At 71.1% G+C, this 16,770-nt stretch carries 17 protein-coding genes and 1 pseudogene; 9 read left to right on the forward strand and 9 right to left on the reverse strand.

Features of this window, described 5'->3' with window-relative positions; translation table 11 throughout:
* The first annotated feature begins 209 nt into the window (after positions 1–209).
* Genes ACYQ78_RS07815 through ACYQ78_RS07825 form a run of 3 tightly spaced genes read left to right on the forward strand, consistent with a single transcriptional unit; the run spans position 210 to position 2,589 of the window.
* Entirely contained in the window at positions 210–557 is a 348-nt protein-coding gene (locus ACYQ78_RS07815; RefSeq protein WP_459800051.1) for a YciI family protein, read from the forward strand.
* Positions 554–1,786, forward strand: coding sequence for an RNA polymerase sigma factor (locus ACYQ78_RS07820; RefSeq protein WP_459800052.1), 1,233 nt, complete (start codon positions 554–556; stop codon positions 1,784–1,786). Before ACYQ78_RS07815 ends, ACYQ78_RS07820 begins: the two co-directional genes overlap by 4 nt.
* Positions 1,783–2,589 carry an NAD-dependent protein deacetylase gene (locus ACYQ78_RS07825; protein ID WP_459800053.1) on the forward strand — a complete coding sequence of 269 codons (807 nt, stop codon included), beginning with the start codon at positions 1,783–1,785 and terminating at the stop codon, positions 2,587–2,589. Before ACYQ78_RS07820 ends, ACYQ78_RS07825 begins: the two co-directional genes overlap by 4 nt.
* On the opposite strand, the gene ACYQ78_RS07830 is transcribed toward ACYQ78_RS07825, so the two are convergent.
* Entirely contained in the window at positions 2,580–3,446 is an 867-nt protein-coding gene (locus ACYQ78_RS07830) for a hypothetical protein (RefSeq protein WP_459800054.1), read from the reverse strand. The genes ACYQ78_RS07825 and ACYQ78_RS07830 overlap by 10 nt on opposite strands.
* A gap of 72 nt (positions 3,447–3,518) precedes the next feature.
* Between ACYQ78_RS07830 and ACYQ78_RS07835 the strand changes: the two genes are divergently transcribed.
* From ACYQ78_RS07835 to ACYQ78_RS07845, 3 genes are read left to right on the forward strand one after another with little or no spacing between them, the layout of a single operon-like run.
* On the forward strand, positions 3,519–4,016 hold the full coding sequence (locus ACYQ78_RS07835; RefSeq protein ID WP_459800055.1) for a SigE family RNA polymerase sigma factor: 498 nt from the start codon (positions 3,519–3,521) through the stop codon (positions 4,014–4,016).
* Positions 4,013–5,185 carry a hypothetical protein gene (locus ACYQ78_RS07840; protein ID WP_459800056.1) on the forward strand — a complete coding sequence of 391 codons (1,173 nt, stop codon included), beginning with the start codon at positions 4,013–4,015 and terminating at the stop codon, positions 5,183–5,185. The genes ACYQ78_RS07835 and ACYQ78_RS07840 overlap by 4 nt, the downstream gene beginning before the upstream one ends.
* Positions 5,185–6,030: a phosphotransferase family protein gene (locus tag ACYQ78_RS07845; RefSeq protein WP_459800741.1), complete on the forward strand. Its 846-nt coding sequence runs from the start codon at positions 5,185–5,187 to the stop codon at positions 6,028–6,030. The genes ACYQ78_RS07840 and ACYQ78_RS07845 overlap by 1 nt, the downstream gene beginning before the upstream one ends.
* Here the strand turns inward: ACYQ78_RS07845 and ACYQ78_RS07850 are convergent.
* From ACYQ78_RS07850 to ACYQ78_RS07860, 3 genes are all read right to left on the reverse strand, one after another.
* The gene (locus tag ACYQ78_RS07850; RefSeq protein WP_459800057.1) at positions 5,982–6,389 is read right to left on the reverse strand and encodes an ACT domain-containing protein; all 408 of its coding nucleotides are present in this window, start codon (positions 6,387–6,389) and stop codon (positions 5,982–5,984) included. The two genes, ACYQ78_RS07845 and ACYQ78_RS07850, sit on opposite strands and share 49 nt — an antisense overlap.
* The gene (locus tag ACYQ78_RS07855) at positions 6,386–7,330 is read right to left on the reverse strand and encodes a tyrosine-type recombinase/integrase (protein WP_459800058.1); all 945 of its coding nucleotides are present in this window, start codon (positions 7,328–7,330) and stop codon (positions 6,386–6,388) included. Before ACYQ78_RS07855 ends, ACYQ78_RS07850 begins: the two co-directional genes overlap by 4 nt.
* Before the next feature lie 103 nt (positions 7,331–7,433).
* Positions 7,434–8,651: an RNA polymerase sigma factor gene (locus tag ACYQ78_RS07860; protein WP_459800059.1), complete on the reverse strand. Its 1,218-nt coding sequence runs from the start codon at positions 8,649–8,651 to the stop codon at positions 7,434–7,436.
* Positions 8,652–8,676: 25 nt separating this feature from the next.
* Between ACYQ78_RS07860 and ACYQ78_RS07865 the strand changes: the two genes are divergently transcribed.
* Complete coding sequence (locus tag ACYQ78_RS07865; protein WP_459800060.1) at positions 8,677–9,072, forward strand: YciI family protein; 396 nt, start codon at positions 8,677–8,679, stop codon at positions 9,070–9,072.
* Between the two features lie 93 nt (positions 9,073–9,165).
* Here ACYQ78_RS07865 and ACYQ78_RS07870 read toward each other — a convergent pair whose 3' ends face one another.
* Positions 9,166–9,540, reverse strand: coding sequence for a winged helix-turn-helix transcriptional regulator (locus ACYQ78_RS07870; protein WP_202609808.1), 375 nt, complete (start codon positions 9,538–9,540; stop codon positions 9,166–9,168).
* A 148-nt stretch (positions 9,541–9,688) separates the two neighbouring features.
* Here ACYQ78_RS07870 and ACYQ78_RS07875 point away from each other — a divergent pair, with 148 nt between their 5' ends.
* Entirely contained in the window at positions 9,689–10,561 is an 873-nt protein-coding gene (locus ACYQ78_RS07875) for an SDR family oxidoreductase (protein WP_459800061.1), read from the forward strand.
* Between the two features lie 210 nt (positions 10,562–10,771).
* Here the strand turns inward: ACYQ78_RS07875 and ACYQ78_RS07880 are convergent.
* Positions 10,772–11,185 (reverse strand): annotated as a pseudogene (locus tag ACYQ78_RS07880) (transposase); the annotation flags it as partial.
* 367 nt (positions 11,186–11,552) lie between these two features.
* Here ACYQ78_RS07880 and ACYQ78_RS07885 point away from each other — a divergent pair.
* Positions 11,553–12,314 (forward strand): class I SAM-dependent methyltransferase, encoded by a 762-nt coding sequence (locus tag ACYQ78_RS07885; RefSeq protein ID WP_459800062.1) that lies wholly within the window; start codon positions 11,553–11,555, stop codon positions 12,312–12,314.
* On the opposite strand, the gene ACYQ78_RS07890 is transcribed toward ACYQ78_RS07885, so the two are convergent.
* The 3 genes from ACYQ78_RS07890 to ACYQ78_RS07900 are packed head-to-tail and all read right to left on the reverse strand — an operon-like array spanning position 12,295 to position 15,976.
* Positions 12,295–12,963, reverse strand: coding sequence for a response regulator (locus tag ACYQ78_RS07890; protein WP_459800063.1), 669 nt, complete (start codon positions 12,961–12,963; stop codon positions 12,295–12,297). The genes ACYQ78_RS07885 and ACYQ78_RS07890 overlap by 20 nt on opposite strands.
* Entirely contained in the window at positions 12,960–14,096 is a 1,137-nt protein-coding gene (locus ACYQ78_RS07895) for a sensor histidine kinase (RefSeq protein ID WP_459800064.1), read from the reverse strand. The genes ACYQ78_RS07890 and ACYQ78_RS07895 overlap by 4 nt, the downstream gene beginning before the upstream one ends.
* A gap of 53 nt (positions 14,097–14,149) precedes the next feature.
* The gene (locus ACYQ78_RS07900; protein WP_459800065.1) at positions 14,150–15,976 is read right to left on the reverse strand and encodes an FtsX-like permease family protein; all 1,827 of its coding nucleotides are present in this window, start codon (positions 15,974–15,976) and stop codon (positions 14,150–14,152) included.
* Positions 15,977–16,770 lie beyond the last annotated feature (794 nt).

Raw genomic sequence — 16,770 nt, forward strand, 5'->3', positions numbered from 1 at the left:
GAAAAACCCCTGGTGGGGGGCGGGAAGGGATCGCTCCATGGTGACCCGCCCGGAGCTTCCCGGCAAACGTGAAATGTACGTTCACGTTCGCTCTGACCTGCGGAAACGCCGGAGGGTACTGATGACGTACATAGGGTGAAAATGGGCGTTGAGCTGCGCGGCAATCACTTTTTGAAGATTTTTTGATCGGGGGCGATACGGTCGGATCCATGAAGTACGCGTTGATGATCTACGGCAACCAGGCGGGGTGGGCGGCGTTCTCTCCGGAGGACTTCCAGACCCTCGTCGATCGTCACGACGCCTGGATCGCCAAACTTCGCGAAACCGGCGAACTCATCCAGGCACAAGGGCTGGAAGGGGAGGAACAGGCCAAATCCGTAAGGCTGCGCGACGGCGTCCCGGTGGTGACCGACGGGCCGTTCGTCGAAGCCAAGGAGTTCCTCGCGAGCTTCTACATCGTCGAGTGCTCACCCGAGCGCGCGATCGAACTGGCGGCCATGCTGCCGGAGGCCGAATTCTCGGCCGTGGAGATACGGCCGGTGTTCGAGGGCCCATGACCGGTCTCGACGCGGTGACCGACCGCCTGCTGCGCGAGCTGGCGCCGCAGGTGCTGGCGGTGCTGGTCCGCCGCTGGGGCCGCTTCGACGCCTGCGAGGACGCCGTCCAGGAGGCCCTTCTCGCGGCGGCGCTCCAGTGGCCCATGGACGGCATCCCGGCCAACCCGAAGGCGTGGCTGGTGACGGTCGCCTCCCGGCGCCTGGCCGACGAGGCGCGCTCCGAGCAGGCCCGCGAACGCCGCGAGGAACGCGTCGCGGCCATGCCCGGCCCCGGCGACGACGTCGAGCGCCACGACGACACCCTCACCCTGCTCTTCCTGTGCTGCCACCCGACGATCTCGCCGTCGTCGCAGGTCGCCCTCACGCTGCGGGCGGTCGGCGGCCTGACGACCGGCCAGATCGCGCGGGCGTTCCTCGTGCCCGAGGCGACCATGGGGCAGCGCATCAGCCGCGCCAAGCAGTCGATCAAGGGCGCCGGGGCCCGGTTCGAGCCACCGGCGCCGGAAGAGTGGGAGTCGCGGCTGGCGGTCGTCCTCCACGTCCTCTACCTGATCTTCAACGAGGGCTACGCCGCCAGCGCGGGGGCGGGGCTGCTCGACGTCCAGCTGACCGCCGAGGCGATCCGGCTGACCCGCCGCCTCCACCGCCTGCTGCCCGACGACGGCGAGGTGGCCGGGCTGCTGGCCCTGATGCTCCTCACCGACGCCCGCCGCCTCGCCCGCACCGGCCCCGGCGGCACCCTCATCCCCCTCGCCGACCAAGACCGGTCGCGCTGGAACAAGATCCTCATCAGCGAGGGCATCGCCCTGATCACCGACACCCTCCGGTCGGCCCCGCTGGGCCCCTACCAGGTGCAGGCGGCCATCGCGGCCGTCCACGACGAGGCCCCCACCGCGGGCCAGACCGACTGGGAACAGATCCTGGTCCTGTACGAAGCCCTCCAGCGCCTCTGGCCCGGCCCCATGGTGTCCCTCAACCACGCCGTCGCGGTGGCCATGGTCGACGGCCCCGCCGCCGGGCTCGACCTGGTGACCGCCCTGGAGGAGGACGCCCGGCTGAAGGGCCACCATCGGGTGGAGGCGGTCAGGGCCCACCTGCTCGACATGGCCGGAGACCGCGACGGCGCCCGCGTCGCCTACGCCAAGGCCGCCCGGCAGACCGCGAGCCTGCCCGAACGGCGCTACCTGGAGCACAAGGCACGCCAGGCCGACCCCAGAATGGACTGGTGACACGAGAACTCGCCGGCCTGGTCGGCGACGGGGGCGTGGTCGTCCTCAGCGGAGCGGGCCTGTCCACCGAATCGGGCATCCCCGACTACCGGGGCGAGACCGGCCGCGCCCGCAAGGCCGACCCGATGACCTACCAGACCTTCACCACCAGCGCCACCGCCCGCCGCCGCTACTGGGCCCGCAGCCACGTCGGCTGGCGCCACATGGGCCGCGTCGAACCCAACGCCGGCCACCACGCCGTGGCCCGCCTGGAGCATCTCGGCCTGCTCGACGGCGTGGTCACCCAGAACGTCGACGGCCTCCACCAGGCCGCCGGCAGCCGCCGCGTGATCGAACTCCACGGCGGCCTCGACCGCGTCGCCTGCCTGTCCTGCCGCGAACGCACCCCCCGCACCGACCTCGACGCCCGCCTGAAAGCCGCCAACCCCGGCTTCGACGCGGCCGTCGGCCCCATCAACCCCGACGGCGACGCCGTCCTCCCCGACGACCTGGTGGCCGGGTTCACCGTGGTCGACTGCACCGGCTGCGGCGGCCTGCTCAAACCCGACGTGGTCTTCTTCGGCGAGAACGTCCCCCAGCCGAGGGTCGACGAGTGCTTCGCCCTGGTCGCGGCCGCCCGCCTGCTCCTGGTCCTGGGCTCGTCCTTGGCCGTCCGCTCGGGCCGCCGCTTCGTGGACCGCGCGGAGACCCTCGGCATCCCGATCGCCATCGTCAACCAGGGCCCCACGGGCGGCGACGCCCAGGCGCTCCTGAAACTCGACGCGCCCCTCGGGAAGACGCTGACGGAGCTGGTTCAGACCTGACCGGCCTTCGCGCGCATCGTCGCGAACGTCTCGACCGGGTCGCCGTAGACCTTCCACGGGTCCTCGGTGACCACGTCGCCCAGCAGGGCGAAGGTGGTGCGGGCCGATTCGTGGTCGCCCGACATGACGAACGCCAGAGCGAACCACGACAGCGACAGCGGCCTGACCGGGCCGCCGAGGCGGGCGGGGTGCAGGACCGAGGCCAGGGCGGCGGCGCGGAGTTCCGAGACCACCTCCGGGGTGCGCAGCGTGTCGGCGTCGCCCGACCACAGATGGTCGAGGTGGGCCATCGGGATCAGGGCCGGAAGGTGGGTGCCCGCGCGGGCCGACTCGCGGGCGAAGGCGAACATCTCGGCGTGGCTGCCGCCCCACGTCGCGCTCAGGTTGCGCAGCCGGGCGACGTGCGCCTCGTGGAGGCCGGGTTCGCGCTTGAGCGCCTCGTCGAACCGATGGGTGGCCTCGGCGCGGTCGAGGCCGCGGCCGGTGGCGGTGCCGAGCAGCCACGTCCAGGGGAGCGGGTCGTCGACGTCGGCCTCGGCGGCGCGGGTCAGGTGGCCTTCGGCGGCCTTCAGCCGGGCGGCGAACGCGCCCTGGCCCTCGGCGGGCCGCGCCCGCCAGGCGGTGATCACGTCATGTGCGCCCCTGAGCAGTGACGACGCCGCGTCGTCGTGGCGGCCGAGCAGGTCGGGAAGGTCCGGCCGGGCGGCGGCGACCCGGACGGTGAACGCGCGGACGTCCGGACCCGCCCCTGCCAGCGTCGCGCGGGCCGAAGGCCAGTCGCGGCGGTCCAGCGCGGCCGTGACCTGGGCGGTGATCGGCTCCCCCAGCGCGGGGTCGAGCACGAGGCGGGGGATCATGGGGCGGGATGTTAACGGCCGTACATCTCGACCGTATTTCAACACTTCGGCCGGGTCTGACGTCTAGGTCATGTGAGCCCTGACCCCGACTTCGCCGCGTTCGCCGCCGAACGCGCCGACGCCCTCTTACGGTACGGCTACGTCCTGAGCGGCAACCCCCACGACGCGGCCGACCTGACCCAGGAGGCGCTCGCGCGCCTGCACCGGGCGTGGCCGCGCGTCCGGCGTCGCAGCGACCCGGAGGCCTACGTACGGGTCACGATGGCCCGCCTGCACATCAGCGTGTGGCGGTGGCGGCGCCGCGAGAATCTGGCCTGGGAACCGCCCGACGCCGCGTGGGACGACGACCGTCCCTCCGACCGCGAACAGGGGCTCTGGCAGGCGCTGGCCGGACTGCCCCGGAAGCAGCGCGCGGTCCTGGTGCTGCGCTACTACGAGGACCTGACCGACGCCGAGATCGCCCACCTGCTGGGCATCTCCCGGGGCACCGTACGCAGCCACGCCAGCCACGGCCTGGCCCGCCTGCGCGCGATCGTCGGAGACACCGAGACCGACAGGAGCCTGCGATGACGCTCGAAGACGACCTGCGCACCACCCTCCGGCGGGCCGCCGTCCGGGCTCCCCTCGCCCCGCCCGGACTGGTGGCCGGAGTCGAGCGGCGCAGCCGCCGTCGTGCCCGCGTCCGGGTGCTCGCGTCGGCGGTCGCCGTGGCGGTGATCGCGACCGGGACGGTGCTGGCGGTCCGGCGCGACACGGCCGAGCCCGTGGTGGTCACCCCGCCCCTGCCCGCCATCACCCGGGAGCGCGTGGGCTCCTCGCCGCCGATCGAGGAGGTGTGGCCGGGCGCGGTCCGGACCGTCCCGATGTCCCTGGACGACGGCACCAGGCTCCGCCCGCTGATCATCGCTGACGACCGGACCACGCTCATGTCCGGCTGGTCCGTCCCGGACGTCGTCTACGCCTACGACCACGTCACCCGGACCTTCCGTACGGTCGTCGACCTCCCGGCGCGGAAGGGATGGGTCCCCGGTCACTTCCTGGTCGCGGGCGACCATCTGATCTGGGATCTCGGCAGCGACACCGGGACGACCCTGTGGCGGGCGCCGCTCGCGGGAGGTGAGGCCCGGCGGATCACCGACGAGCTGCCCCACACGACCATGGCCCTCGCCCTCGCGGGCGACCGGATCGTCTACTCCGCGGCCGGAGGCGGCGTCTACACGATCCCGGTCACGGGCGGTCTCCCGGCACCCGTGCCGGGCGGCGACGGCCTGTTCCTGCTCGAGTGGCCGTGGGCCGGAAGCCCGTACATGCCCAAAGGCCCGGACGACGCCCGCTACCGGCGCCTGGTCGATCTCGAGACCGGCGTGGTCTCCGACGCCGTCGTCCACCTCGGTGAGAAGGAGGTGGTGTGCGGGGTGACCACCTGCGTCGGAGAGCGTCCCGACGGGCGGGCGTTCGTTCGCGGGCGCGACGGATCGGCCGAGCGCCCCCTGCCGGAGCTCCCGTCCGGCCTGGGCGACGACCGGTTCATGGGCCTGCTCGCCGAACGTTCCGGCCGGACCGAGCAGTACCTCGTCGACGTGTCCACCGGCCGGTCCGGGAGCCTGGGGACGGACGGCCGGCCGGAGAATCGGCGGTTCCCGCTCAGCGTGCTCGTCGAGTCGCGGACGCAGATCACCTACCAACGTGGGCATGACTACGTCTTCGTCGATCTGCGGCGGATACCCTCGGGCTCGTGATGGACGCGATCGGCGCCCTGGTGGCGCGTCATCTGGGCCGTCCGGCCGGCTCGGTGGTCAAGCTCGGCGAGGGCTGGGACAACGTCGCCTTCGAGGTCGACGGCGACCTCATCGTGCGCGGCAGCAAGGAGGGCGGCCCCGAGGAGGTCCGCCGAGAGGCCAGGCTCCTGGCCGTCGTCGCCGAGGTCTCGCCGGTGCCCACCCCCGAGGTCCTGTTCGTGGACGAGGACGCGGGTGTGATGGCGTACCGGAAACTGGCGGGGGAACCCCTCGACAGCCGGCTCGGGATCGCGGTCGCCGAGCCACTGGGGGCCTTCCTCGCCGCCATGAACGCGGTGCCCGCCGACCGGGTCGCGGGTCTGGTCGAGGTCGACGACGACCCGTTCTACGCCTGGCTGGCCGGGACGATCGAGGAATACCACGAGACCGTGCGCGACCACGTGCCCGACGACCTGCGCGGACCGATCGAGAAGTTCCTCCGCGCCGACCCGCCGCGCAACGACGCGAAGCGGCTGGCGTTCTGCCACAACGACCTCGGCTGCGAACACGTGCTGACCGACGGCACCACCGTCACCGGCGTCATCGACTGGACCGACGCCGCCATCTCCGACAGCGCCTACGACCTCGGCCTGATCCTGCGCGACCTCGGCCCCGACGTCTTCGCCGAGACCCTGCGCCGCTACCGCGACCACGGCGGCGACGCGGGCCCCGACGTGGAGACCCGCGCCCGCTTCTACGCCCGCTGCGCGATCATCGAGGACATCGCCTACGGCCTCACCCAGCCCGGCGCCCACCACTACGCCGAGGAGGGCCTGTCCCACCTGGCCTGGACGTTCGCCAGCTGACGCAGCACCCGCACCGTGTCGTCGGCGCGGTCGGGCGGCACGAACAGGTGGTCGTGGAAGTAGGCCGACACCACGTTGGAGGGGATCCCCTCGTCGGCCAGCGCCGCCGCGATCACCGCCAGCATCCCCACGGCCGCGAGCGACGAGTGCACCCTGAGCGTGATCCACCGGCAGGGGAACACCCCGTCGGCCTGACCTTCGGGCACCACGAGGGTCAGGCCCTCGGGCTCGGCGAACGTCAGCACCGGCGTGACCCCCGGCGGCACCTCCGGAGCGGTCACGAAGACGTAGGTTCCGTCGTGCAGCACCGGATCGAGGCTCGCCAGCAGCGTCGCGAGATCGCGCTCACCCGGGGTCATCCGATCACCGCCGCGACGATCTGCGACGGGTCGCGCTCCAGGTTGTCGCGGCTGTGGATGTAGATGTCGGTCGTCGACGAACTGGCGTGCCCGAGCGCCTGCTGGAGCTGTTTCACCGACGCCCCCCGATCACTGGCCACGGTCGCGAACGTGTGCCGCAGCGCGTGCGGCGTGACCTTCGACTCCAGCCCGGCGGCCTTGGCGACCTTCACCACCAGCCGATAGGCGTCGGCCCGGTCGAGCGCCCGCCCCCCGGCGGTCGCGAACAGCGGCCCCTTCAGCTGCTCCCTGGTGATCTCGGCGAGCCGGGCGCGCTCGTCGAGGTAGACGTCGAGCGCCGCCGCCGTGGCCGGAGGCAGGTTCCTGACGCGGGTCTTCTGCCCCTTACCCACGATCTTGAGTGTACGGTGGCCACGCTGATGCCCCAGGTCGTCGATGGTGGCCGCCAGCGCCTCCGACACACGCGTGCCCAGCTCGATCATCAACCGCACGAACGCGGCCGTCCTCTTGGCGGTCGGCCCCGTGGCGGCGTCGGCGGCGGCCACGAGGGCACGCGCCTCGTCTTCGGTGAGGCCGACCGTCTCCGACTGGAAGCGTTCGACCTTGGGGCGGCGTACCCGCGTGAAGGGGTTGGCCTCCAGGAGGCCCTCGTCGGTGGCGTAGGCGTACCAGGAGGAGATGGCGGACAGCTTCCTGGCGAGGGTGCGCGGGGAGACGGGTTCGAGCCAGCGCGCGAACGCGTCGCCGTGGACCCGGATGACGCGGAGCGGGTGGATCTCGTGGCGCTCACAGAAGGCCAGCCATTGGGCCAGGTCGGAGGCGTAGGCGGAACGGGTGTGAGGTGAGCCGAACGAGAGGAGCCAGGCCTGGGTGAGCCGGTCGAGCACGGCCTGCCCGTCCCGGGCTATGACACCGTCGATCACACGTTCGGGCACACTCATGATCGCCAGAATACTCCGCGGCGGGCATCGATCAGCGAGTCTGCAGGGGGCGCTGCGCTGATCGGTTCGGGTTGGTTGAAGTGGTCAGGCCGGGTTGTGATCGTCAGGGGGTTTCGGCGCGGTTGAGGAGGAGGGCTCGTTCGCGTTCGTTTCGGGTGAGGTCGGCCGCTTTGCGGAACTCGGCTTTGGCCTCTTCGGTGCGGCCCAGTTTGGCCAGGAGGTCCCCTCGGACGCTGGGGAGCAGGTGGTAGCCCTCCAGGGCGGGATCCTCGGTCAGTTCGTCGACCAGGGGCAGGGCGGCATGGGGGCCGTAGGCCATCGACAGGGCCACCGCGCGGTTCAACTCGATGACCGGCGACGGGACCTCTTCGGCCAGCCGTTCGTACAAGGCCGCGATGCGGGGCCAGTCGGTCGCCTCGGCGGTCGCGGCACGGGCGTGGCAGGCGGCGATGGCGGCCTGGAGGGCGTAGGGGCCCTGGCCCGCGCGTTCGAGGGCGGTCAGGCCTGCGGTGATGCGGGACTGGTCCCATTTCGTACGATCTTGGTCGAGGAGTAGGATCGGGTCGCCGGCGGCGTCGGTGCGGGCGTCCAGGCGTGAGGCCTGGATCTCCAGGAGGGCTCGCAGGCCGTGGATCTCGGGTTCCTTCGGGAGGAGGTCCTCCAGGAGGCGGACCAGACGCAGCGCCTCCTCGCACAGGTGGGGGCGGATCCAGTCGCCGCCCGCGGTCGCGGTGTAGCCCTCGTTGAAGATCAGGTAGATGACCTCCAGCACCGCCTCCAGCCGTTCGCCCAGTTCCTCGCGGGGCGGAACCTCGAACGGGATGCGTTCCTTCGCGAGGGTCTTCTTCGCACGGGAGATCCGCTGCGCGAGGGTGGCCTCCGGGGTGAGGAAGGCGCGGGCGATCTCGTCGGTGCTCAGGCCGCCGAGCAGGCGCAACGTCAACGCCACCCTGGTCTGGGTGGTGAGCACCGGGTGGCAGGAGATGAAAACCAGGCGCAGGACGTCGTCCTCGATCACGTCGGGATCCGGCTGTTCCTCGACGTCCGTGACGCGCCGGGCCAGTTCGGCGAGCTTCTCGTCGTGGCGTTCCCGGCGGCGGAACTGGTCGACGGCGCGGCGTTTGGCGACCGTGGTCAGCCACGCCCCCGGATTGTTCGGGACGCCGTCGCGGGGCCACTGTTCGAGGGCGGTCACCAGGGCGTCCTGAGCCAGTTCCTCGGCCAGGCCGACGTCGCCGGTGAGGCGGGTCAGACCGGCGATGACCCTGGCCGCCTCGCTCCGCCAGACCTCTTCCGCAACGTGGTGCGCCTTGTTGCTCACCGGGACATTCCACCAGACTGGGCGGATGCGATTCATGATCATGGGCCGGGGGAGCGAGGCCAGCGAGGCCGGGGTACTGCCCAGTGACGACCTCATCGAGGCCATGCGCGCCTATAACGCGTCGATGACGGAGGCCGGGGTGCTGCTGACCGCCGAGGCGTTGCACCCGATGTCGACGGGGGCGCGGATTTCGTACCGGAAAGGAAAGGCCGTCGTCATCGACGGCCCGTTCACCGAGACCAAAGAGGTCATCGCCGGGTTCTGGATCATCGAGGTGGCCTCGAAGGAGGAGGCGGTGGCTTGGGCCTTGAAGATGCCCTACGTCCAGGACGGCGAGGAGGGCATCGAGATCCGCGAGGTCTTCGAAGTGCCTGAACTGGACGAACGCGTGGCGGGGGAGCGCGAGCGAGGGGAACGCTAAGAGCTCCTGGCGAAAGGAAGCTGGCTGAATTTGGCACCTCGGGCCGGTCTCGGCGAGGCGGCCGTCTATGACCAGACCGCAGACCGCCGGTGATTACCTGGTGCGCTCAGTGCGGTCGTCGTACTCTTCGCGGGCGGTGATGACTTCTTCGATGTGCAGCACGGACCACTCCGTGAGCGCCTTCAGTGGTTCCCGTAGCGTCTGGCCGAGCGCGGTCAGCTCATACTCCACGTGCGGCGGCACCTCTGGGTAGACGGTCCGGCTGACCAGCCCGTCGCGTTCGAGGGTGCGCAGCGTCTGGGTGAGCATCTTCTCGCTCACGCCCGCCAGCGCCTGCCGGAGATGACCGAACCGGGAGGTCCCGTTCCGGCCGAGTTCGCCCAGCACGAGGACCGCCCACTTGCTGCCGATCTGGTCGAGCAGGTCCCGCGACGGGCAGCCGCGCTCGTACGGATCGAATGACGGCATGGGCCCGGCTCACCTCGATGCTTTCGCTGTGGTAAGTACCGTACTAGAAGGTGGCTACTCCCCAACAGAGAGTGTTCAGGTCATTCTGTGTTCCATCCCGCGGCGGACGGACCGCGGCAGGCGTGCGAGGCACGCGCGGAAGGAAGGAATGACCATCATGCCGATCGTCGTCACCGGAGCCGCCGGCCAGCTGGGCAGGCTCACCGTCGAGGCACTGCTGCGGCGCGGGATCCCGGCTGCGGACATCATCGCGACCGGCCGGGACATCGCCGGGATCAAGGATTTGGCCGACCGAGGCATCACGGTACGCCGCGCCGACTTCGCGGACACGGATGGCCTGGCCGAGGCGTTCGCGGGGGCGGACAGGCTGCTGCTGATCTCGGCCTCGGTCCCCGTGGGCGAGCGGGTCGCCAACCACCGCCGCGTGATCGACGCCGCGGCATCCGCAGGCGTGTCGCTGGTGGCGTACACGAGCACGACGCACGCGGACACGGCCACCACCGTCATCGGTGTCACGCACGGCGAGACCGAGGCGTATCTGCGGGACCGCGGAATCCCCAGCGTGCTGCTGCGCAACGGCTGGTACCTGGAGAACTACACCAGCCAACTGCCGCAGATCCTGCAGAACGGCGTGGTCGTCGGCGCTGCGGGCGAGGGGCGGATCAGCGCCGCGTCCCGCGCCGACTACGCCGAGGCCGCAGCGGTCGCCCTCACCACCGAAGGCCACACCGGCGCCGTGTACGAGCTCGGCGGCGACGAATCCTTCACCCTGACCGAGCTCGCCGCCGCGATCTCCGCTGCGGCCGGAAAGCAGGTTACCTACGCTGACCTCCCGGTCGCCGACTTCGCCCAGGTACTGGACGCCGCGGGCCTACCCGCCGAGCTGGCGGAGGTCCTCGCCGACGCTGACCGCGGTATGAACCGCGGCGAGATGTACACCGACTCCGGCGACTTGCGCCGCCTGATCGGCCGCCCGCCCGTGACCCTGGCCGAGGCACTCGCGTCCGCCCTGCATCACTGAGGTCGAACTCGTGATGTGGCGGCGTTGCTCAGGTAGGTCTGATTGCCAGGCCGGTCTCGGCGAGGCAGCCGTCAATGCGTTCGCTGCGGTACTGGATGTGCCGTAGGCCGCGCCGGATGCGCTGGACGAGCCGGCCGCGTCGCAGGAGGGAACAGATCCCCTCGACTGGGTTGAGGTCGGGTGCGTAGGGCGGCAGTCCCGGGCCTCGGCGAACTTGTGCAGGTCGGCGGCCTTGTGGACGTTGAGGTTGTCCCAGACGAGAACGATCGGGCCACCGAGCTGCTGGTGTGCTGTGATCAACAGGTCCCGGTAGTCGCGCCAGGAGAAGCTCTTGCGCCCATCGCGACGGCCGTCGTCATGGCGGGGCCGGTAGATGAGCTTGGCGCGGCGACCGGGTTTGTAGCAGCTCGGCGCGGCGATGGAGATCCGTCCGCGGGAGCGGCCGCAGACCTGCACCACCGGGGTCCGGCCGCGCTGTGACCAGGTCTTCGCGCGCGGCGGCGTCATGGAGAATCCGGCTTCGTCCGCGAAGACGAGCCAGGCTCCACGGGCCGCCGCGAGTCTTCCGCGCAGGGCCACACCTCCTTGACCAACTCCGGCCACCACCCCGTCGTCCCGCTCCATGGCCCGTCGGGCGAGAGGCCGAGGGGGCGGCGTAGGTAACCTGTTTTCCGGCCGCAGCGGAGATCGCGGCGGCGAGCTCGGTCAGGGTGAAGGATTCGTCGCCGCCGAGCTCGTACACGGCGGCGGTCGTGGCTTCGGTGTGCGGGCGGCCGGGTGGCATTGGCCCGGCGGACGACGGGGACGAGGGTGGTCGCCGAGCATCGCGGCTCGTCCGGCCCCGCACCGGCGACCCCAAGACCCCGCACCCCCTAACCTGCCCGGCTGACCACTGCGGTCACCCCGGCGACACCGGGCGACCGGCACCGTCGTGGATCCCGTGGGCGTTAATCGGTGGGAATCGGGCGTTGGGCCCGGCATCGTTGGTCGTATGTTCGATGATCGTCTGGCTGAAGGTGCCGCGGTACCCGTCGATGGATGGGATTTCTCCTGGTTCGACGGGCGGGCCACCGAGCAGCGGCCCTCGTGGGGATATGCGCGGCTGCTCGCCGACCGGGCCGCGTCGGCGAAAGCGCTGCTCGACGTGCAGACCGGTGGGGGTGAGGTGCTGGCGTCGGTTCCGGTTCTGCCGCCGGTGGTGGCGGCGACCGAATCGTGGGAGCCCAACCTGGCCATCGCCCGGCGGAACCTCGGCGGGACCGTCGCCCATGTCGCCGACGACGCCGACCTGCCCTTTCCCGACGGCCACTTCGACCTGGTCGTCTCGCGGCATCCCGTCACCACGCGATGGGACGAGGTCGCGCGGGTGCTCACGCCCGGTGGACGATATCTGGCCCAGCACGTCGGGTCGGGGTCGGTGCGTGACCTGACCGAGTTCATGATGGGACCCGTCACCGGAGGCCGCCGCGCGGCGGACCCGCTGACAACGCATTCCGGCGTCGACGTCGTCGGGCTCGTGACCGCCGCCGAGCGTGCCGGGCTCACCGTGACCGACGTGCGGCACGAGGCGCTCCGGATGGAGTTCTTCGACGTCACCGCCGTCGTGGTGTTCCTCAGGAAGGTCATCTGGACGGTCCCCGGATTCACGGTCGAGGCCTACCGCGACCGCTTGAAGATCTTGGACGGCTTCATCGAGCGGCACGGCCCCTTCGTGGCGCACTCGCAGCGGATGCTCATCGAGGCGGTTCGCTGATCAGACCGGCGTCGTGGACGAGCAGGGCGATCTGCACCCGGTTGTTGAAGCCGAGCTTGGCCAGGATGCTCGACACGTGGGTCTTGACCGTCGGGACGCTCAAATAGAGCTCGGCGCCGATCTGGGCGTTCGACCGGCCGTGGCCGACCGCGACGGCGACCTCACGCTCGCGGGCGTTGAGGGTCTCCAGCCTCCCTGTGGCGACTGCTTTGCGCCGGTCGGGGCCGGTTTCGGCGACGCGGTCCATGAGACGCCGGGTCACCTGCGGCGACAGGACGGGGTTGCCGCGCGCCACCTCTCTGACCGCCTCGACGATCTCGGCCGGTGGGGTGTCCTTCAGCAGGAACCCGGCCGCGCCCGCCCGTAACGCCCGCAGGACGTGTTCGTCGGCGTCGAACGTGGTCAGGACGATCACCTCCGGCGCATCGGGCCGGGCACGAAGGAGCTCGGTGGCGGCCAGGCCGTCCATGACGGGCATGCGGATGTCCATCAGGATCACGTCGGGCGCCAGCGTGTCGACGAGCCCGGCGACCTGGGAGCCGTCTGCGGCCTCACCGGCGATGCGCAGGTCGGGGGACCCGCCGAGCATCATCGTCAGGCCGGCTCGGACCAGGGGGTCGTCGTCGACGATCAGCACGGCGATGGTCATGTCGGCCAGGGTAACCAAGCCGCCAGCACCCAGCCGCCGCCCGACCGCTCACTGTGGATAAGCCTGCCCCCGGCCAGCGCCACCCGCTCGGCCAGCCCCACCAGACCCTGCCCGCCGGAGTGGACGGTGGGCCCGCCGGGCGCGCGGCCGTTGCGGACCTCGACCGTCAGCCCCAGCCCGGCGGCGCCGGTGACCTCCACCTCCACGGCCGCGCCGGGGGCGTGTTTCCGGGCGTTGGTCAGGCCTTCCTGGACGATGCGGTAACCGGTGCGCCCGATCAGCCCGGGCACCTCACCCTCGATCTTCTCGGTCAGCGTCACCGCCATACCCGCCCGCGCCGACTCCTCGGTGAGGCGGCCGACCTCGGCGAGGGTCGGCTGCGGAAGCTCCCGTACGGGGGCGCGCAGGACACCGATCACATCGCGCAGATCCTGGAGGGCCTGATGAGCGCTCTCTCTGATGATCTTGGCGGCACGGGCGACGTCTTCCGGCGGCGCGTCGGGACGGAACTCCAGCGCGCCCGCGTGCACGCTGAGCAGCGACAACCGATGACCCAGGACGTCGTGCATCTCCCTGGCGATCGCCTCACGGGCCTGCATCTGGGCCTGCTCGGCCCGCAGCCGCACCTCCGTGGCCATCTGCGCCTCCCGGTCGCGCCGGGACACGACGAGCTGCCGCCGGTGGTGGATCACCATGCCCCAAGCGGTGACCATGCCGTAGATGGACGCACCCAGCGAGAACACCACCAAGGCGGGATCACTCGGTTCGGGGCGCAGGATGGCGTAGGCGACACACGACAGCAGGCTGAGCCCGAACACCGCTCCGGTGATCCGCGGTGGACGGTGCACGGCGACGTTGAACAGCGCCACGATCGTCGCCCCGGCGATCAGCTCCGACCACGACCCGATCACGACCGTGACGAGGGCCAGCTCGACCGGGAACCGGCGACGCCACCAGACGGCCGCACATCCCAGCACGCCCAGCACCTGGTCGAGGTGGAACAGGACGGGGTGCAGGAGCTGGTGGCCCGTCGTGATCCGTCCCCAGGCGGCGGCCAGGCCGAACGCGACCGCGAAGCCGAACAGCAGCGAGTCGACGATCCAGTCACGGGTGCGGCGGGGGGAGGTGTTCATCGCGTTCGAGCGTAACCACCGTGGCTTTTCCGCGGCCATGCGCCGATGGTCGCTCACGCGCCGACTTTGGTCGTGGCGGACCTCGCGGCGAGGACGGAGGCGCCGGCGGCCAGTACGAGGCAGGCGGCGATCACGCCCAGGATGAGCGGCCAGGGGATCACGAGGGGGACGTCCGCGCGCATGGCCGTCGCGAAGGCGCCGCGGATCCCGAGCAGGGCGGGCAGGGCGACCACTGCTCCCAGCCCGGCGCCGAGCAGCACCACCAGCACCGACTCGGCCGCGAGCGTGCCGCGCACCTGCTGGGGCGTCGCCCCCGAGAGCCGCAGCACCTCGAGGTCACGGCCCCGACCGGCGGCCGACATGACCATCGTGTTCACGATCGCCACCCCCGCGTAGGCGGTGGAGACCACGACCAGGAGCAGGGTCGCGATCCACACCAGCCGGTCTTCTTCGGCGTCGGCTTCGGCGGCGAAAGCCGTGACGTCCACGACCCGGGTTCCCGGGCCGGGCGCCGGGGCGGCCCCGACGACGAACGCCTCGTCGGCGAGGACGGCCGGGTCGTGCCGCCGGAGCAGATCCCGGGAGATCAGCACGTCGGCGCCCGCGTCCTGGACGGTGCCGGCGACGGTCAGCCGTGCCGAGGTGCCGTCTTCGAAGGACACCGGCAGGGTCGAGCCGATCTGCAGACCGCGGTCTTCGGCCAGCCAGTCGGCCACGAGGATCCGGTCGTCGCGTCTGAGCTCCTCGAGCGGACCGGTCGTGTTACCGGCGAGTGACAGGAGTTCGGGGGTCGCACCGATGGCGCTGAGAGGGTCGCCGTTCGGTTCGAACAGCGCGCTGAACAGGGACGACTCGCCGCTGGACGCGTCGGTCAGGCCGGGCGTGCCGTCGGGCACGATGACCGCGTCGGCCCGGATCGTGGTGGCGCGGACGGCGGCGAAACCGGCGGCGGTCGTCTGCACCATCCCCGTGATCAGCACCGCGCAGCCCACGGTGACCAGCACCGGCGTGGCCGTGGCGGCGGTCCGGCGGACCGAGGTCCGGGCGTTCTCCCGCACGAGCATCCCGATCGCCCCCCGGCCTCTGGTAAGCGGCCACGACAGGACCCGCGCCAGCGGCGGGACCACGACGGGGGACAGCAGCGCCAGGCCCGAGATCACCCCGATGGCGGCCACCAGGCCCGACATCACGAATGCGCCCTCGGGGTCGGAACCGGCCGCCGAGGCCACGCCCAGCGCGCACAAGGCCAGCCCGATGATCCACCGCACGCGCGGCATCGGACGGTCGTCCACCTCGGCCTCCCGCAGCGCCTCCAGCGGGGCGACCTTCGCGGCCCGCCGGGACGCCGACCACACCGCCACCAGGGTTCCGGCCACTCCGGCGGCGAACGACCCCGCGATCGGGAGGGGCGACAGCGCGACGGTGAAGCCCTCCGGCTCGAAACCGACGTCGACCAGTACGGCGCCTAGCAAGGGGGCGAGCAGCGCACCGGCCGCCACGCCCGCAGCTGTTGCGGCGACGCCGACCACGAGAGCTTCGCCGTACACCATGGCCCGAACCTGGCGCGGTGTCGCGCCGATGGCCCGGAGCAGCCCGAACTCACGCCGTCGCTGCGCCACACCCACGGCCAGCGTCGACCCCACCACCAGAACCGACACGAGCGCCGACAGCACGGCCATCCCGGTGAGAACCTGAAGCCCGATCCACCGGGTCCGCTCGTCGTCCTGCGGCTCCAGAGCGCTGCGGTCATCCCCGGTGAGGACGACGGCGACTGCCAGCGGCTCGGTTGCGGATCTCCTCTCATGAGCGGTAACGGCGATGCTCGCTCCCGGCTTTCCTATGGTCGGCCTCTGCTCGCTGATCCCCTTGGCAACGGCCATTGTGGTGATGCTTGCTTCGGAGCTGGAGTCACTGCCACTGGGCAGCCGCTGCTTATCGGCCAGATCTGAATCGCCTCCCTCAACTCCATCCGAGGAGCCGACGTCAGCTCCTGATGTCCCAGACATCTCAGTGGTCGGCTGCTGCTCGCCGCCTTGGGCTCGGTGCTTGGAAGCGGTGTGAGTTTCTGGGGCTCGAGCCGAGCCGGTCTGGCTCCCAGTGGCGGGTGGCTGCTTGACGATCAGGCCGGAGTCGTCGCCATGTGCTCCGCGCATCGAAGCGAGGTCAGTTTCTGCACCCTGGGCTTGGTGCTTGGAAGTGGTGTGAGTTTCTGGGGCCCGAGCCGAGCCGGTCTGGCTACCAGTGGCTGGTAGCTGCTTGACGATCAGGCCGGAGTCATCGCCATGGGCTCCGCGCATCGAAGCGACGTCAGTTTCTGCTGACCGAGCCGTGCCAGCTTCGCTGCCAGAGGCTGGCAGGTGCTTGCCGCTGAGATCGGAGTCGTACCGTTCGACTTGATCCGTTGAAACGACGGCTCCTCCGCGATTCCCCGCCCTGATGGGGTGACCGCCCACGGTTGCCGCTTCGGAGTTGCTGCCCGCGATCGGTCGATGCTCGCTGATCAGACCGGAGTTGTTTCGCTCTGCTTTGGCAATGCCTGCACTTGATTCCCAAGCTGGCGCGGAGACACGTCTCGCCGCATCCGCGATCGATGGGATGTTCGCTCCTGGTGCCGTGATCAGGCCGATCGCGCGGATTCCGGCCGAGATGCGGGCCGCTTCGGAGTCGTTCAAGT

The organism is Herbidospora sp. RD11066 (assembly GCF_054661255.1).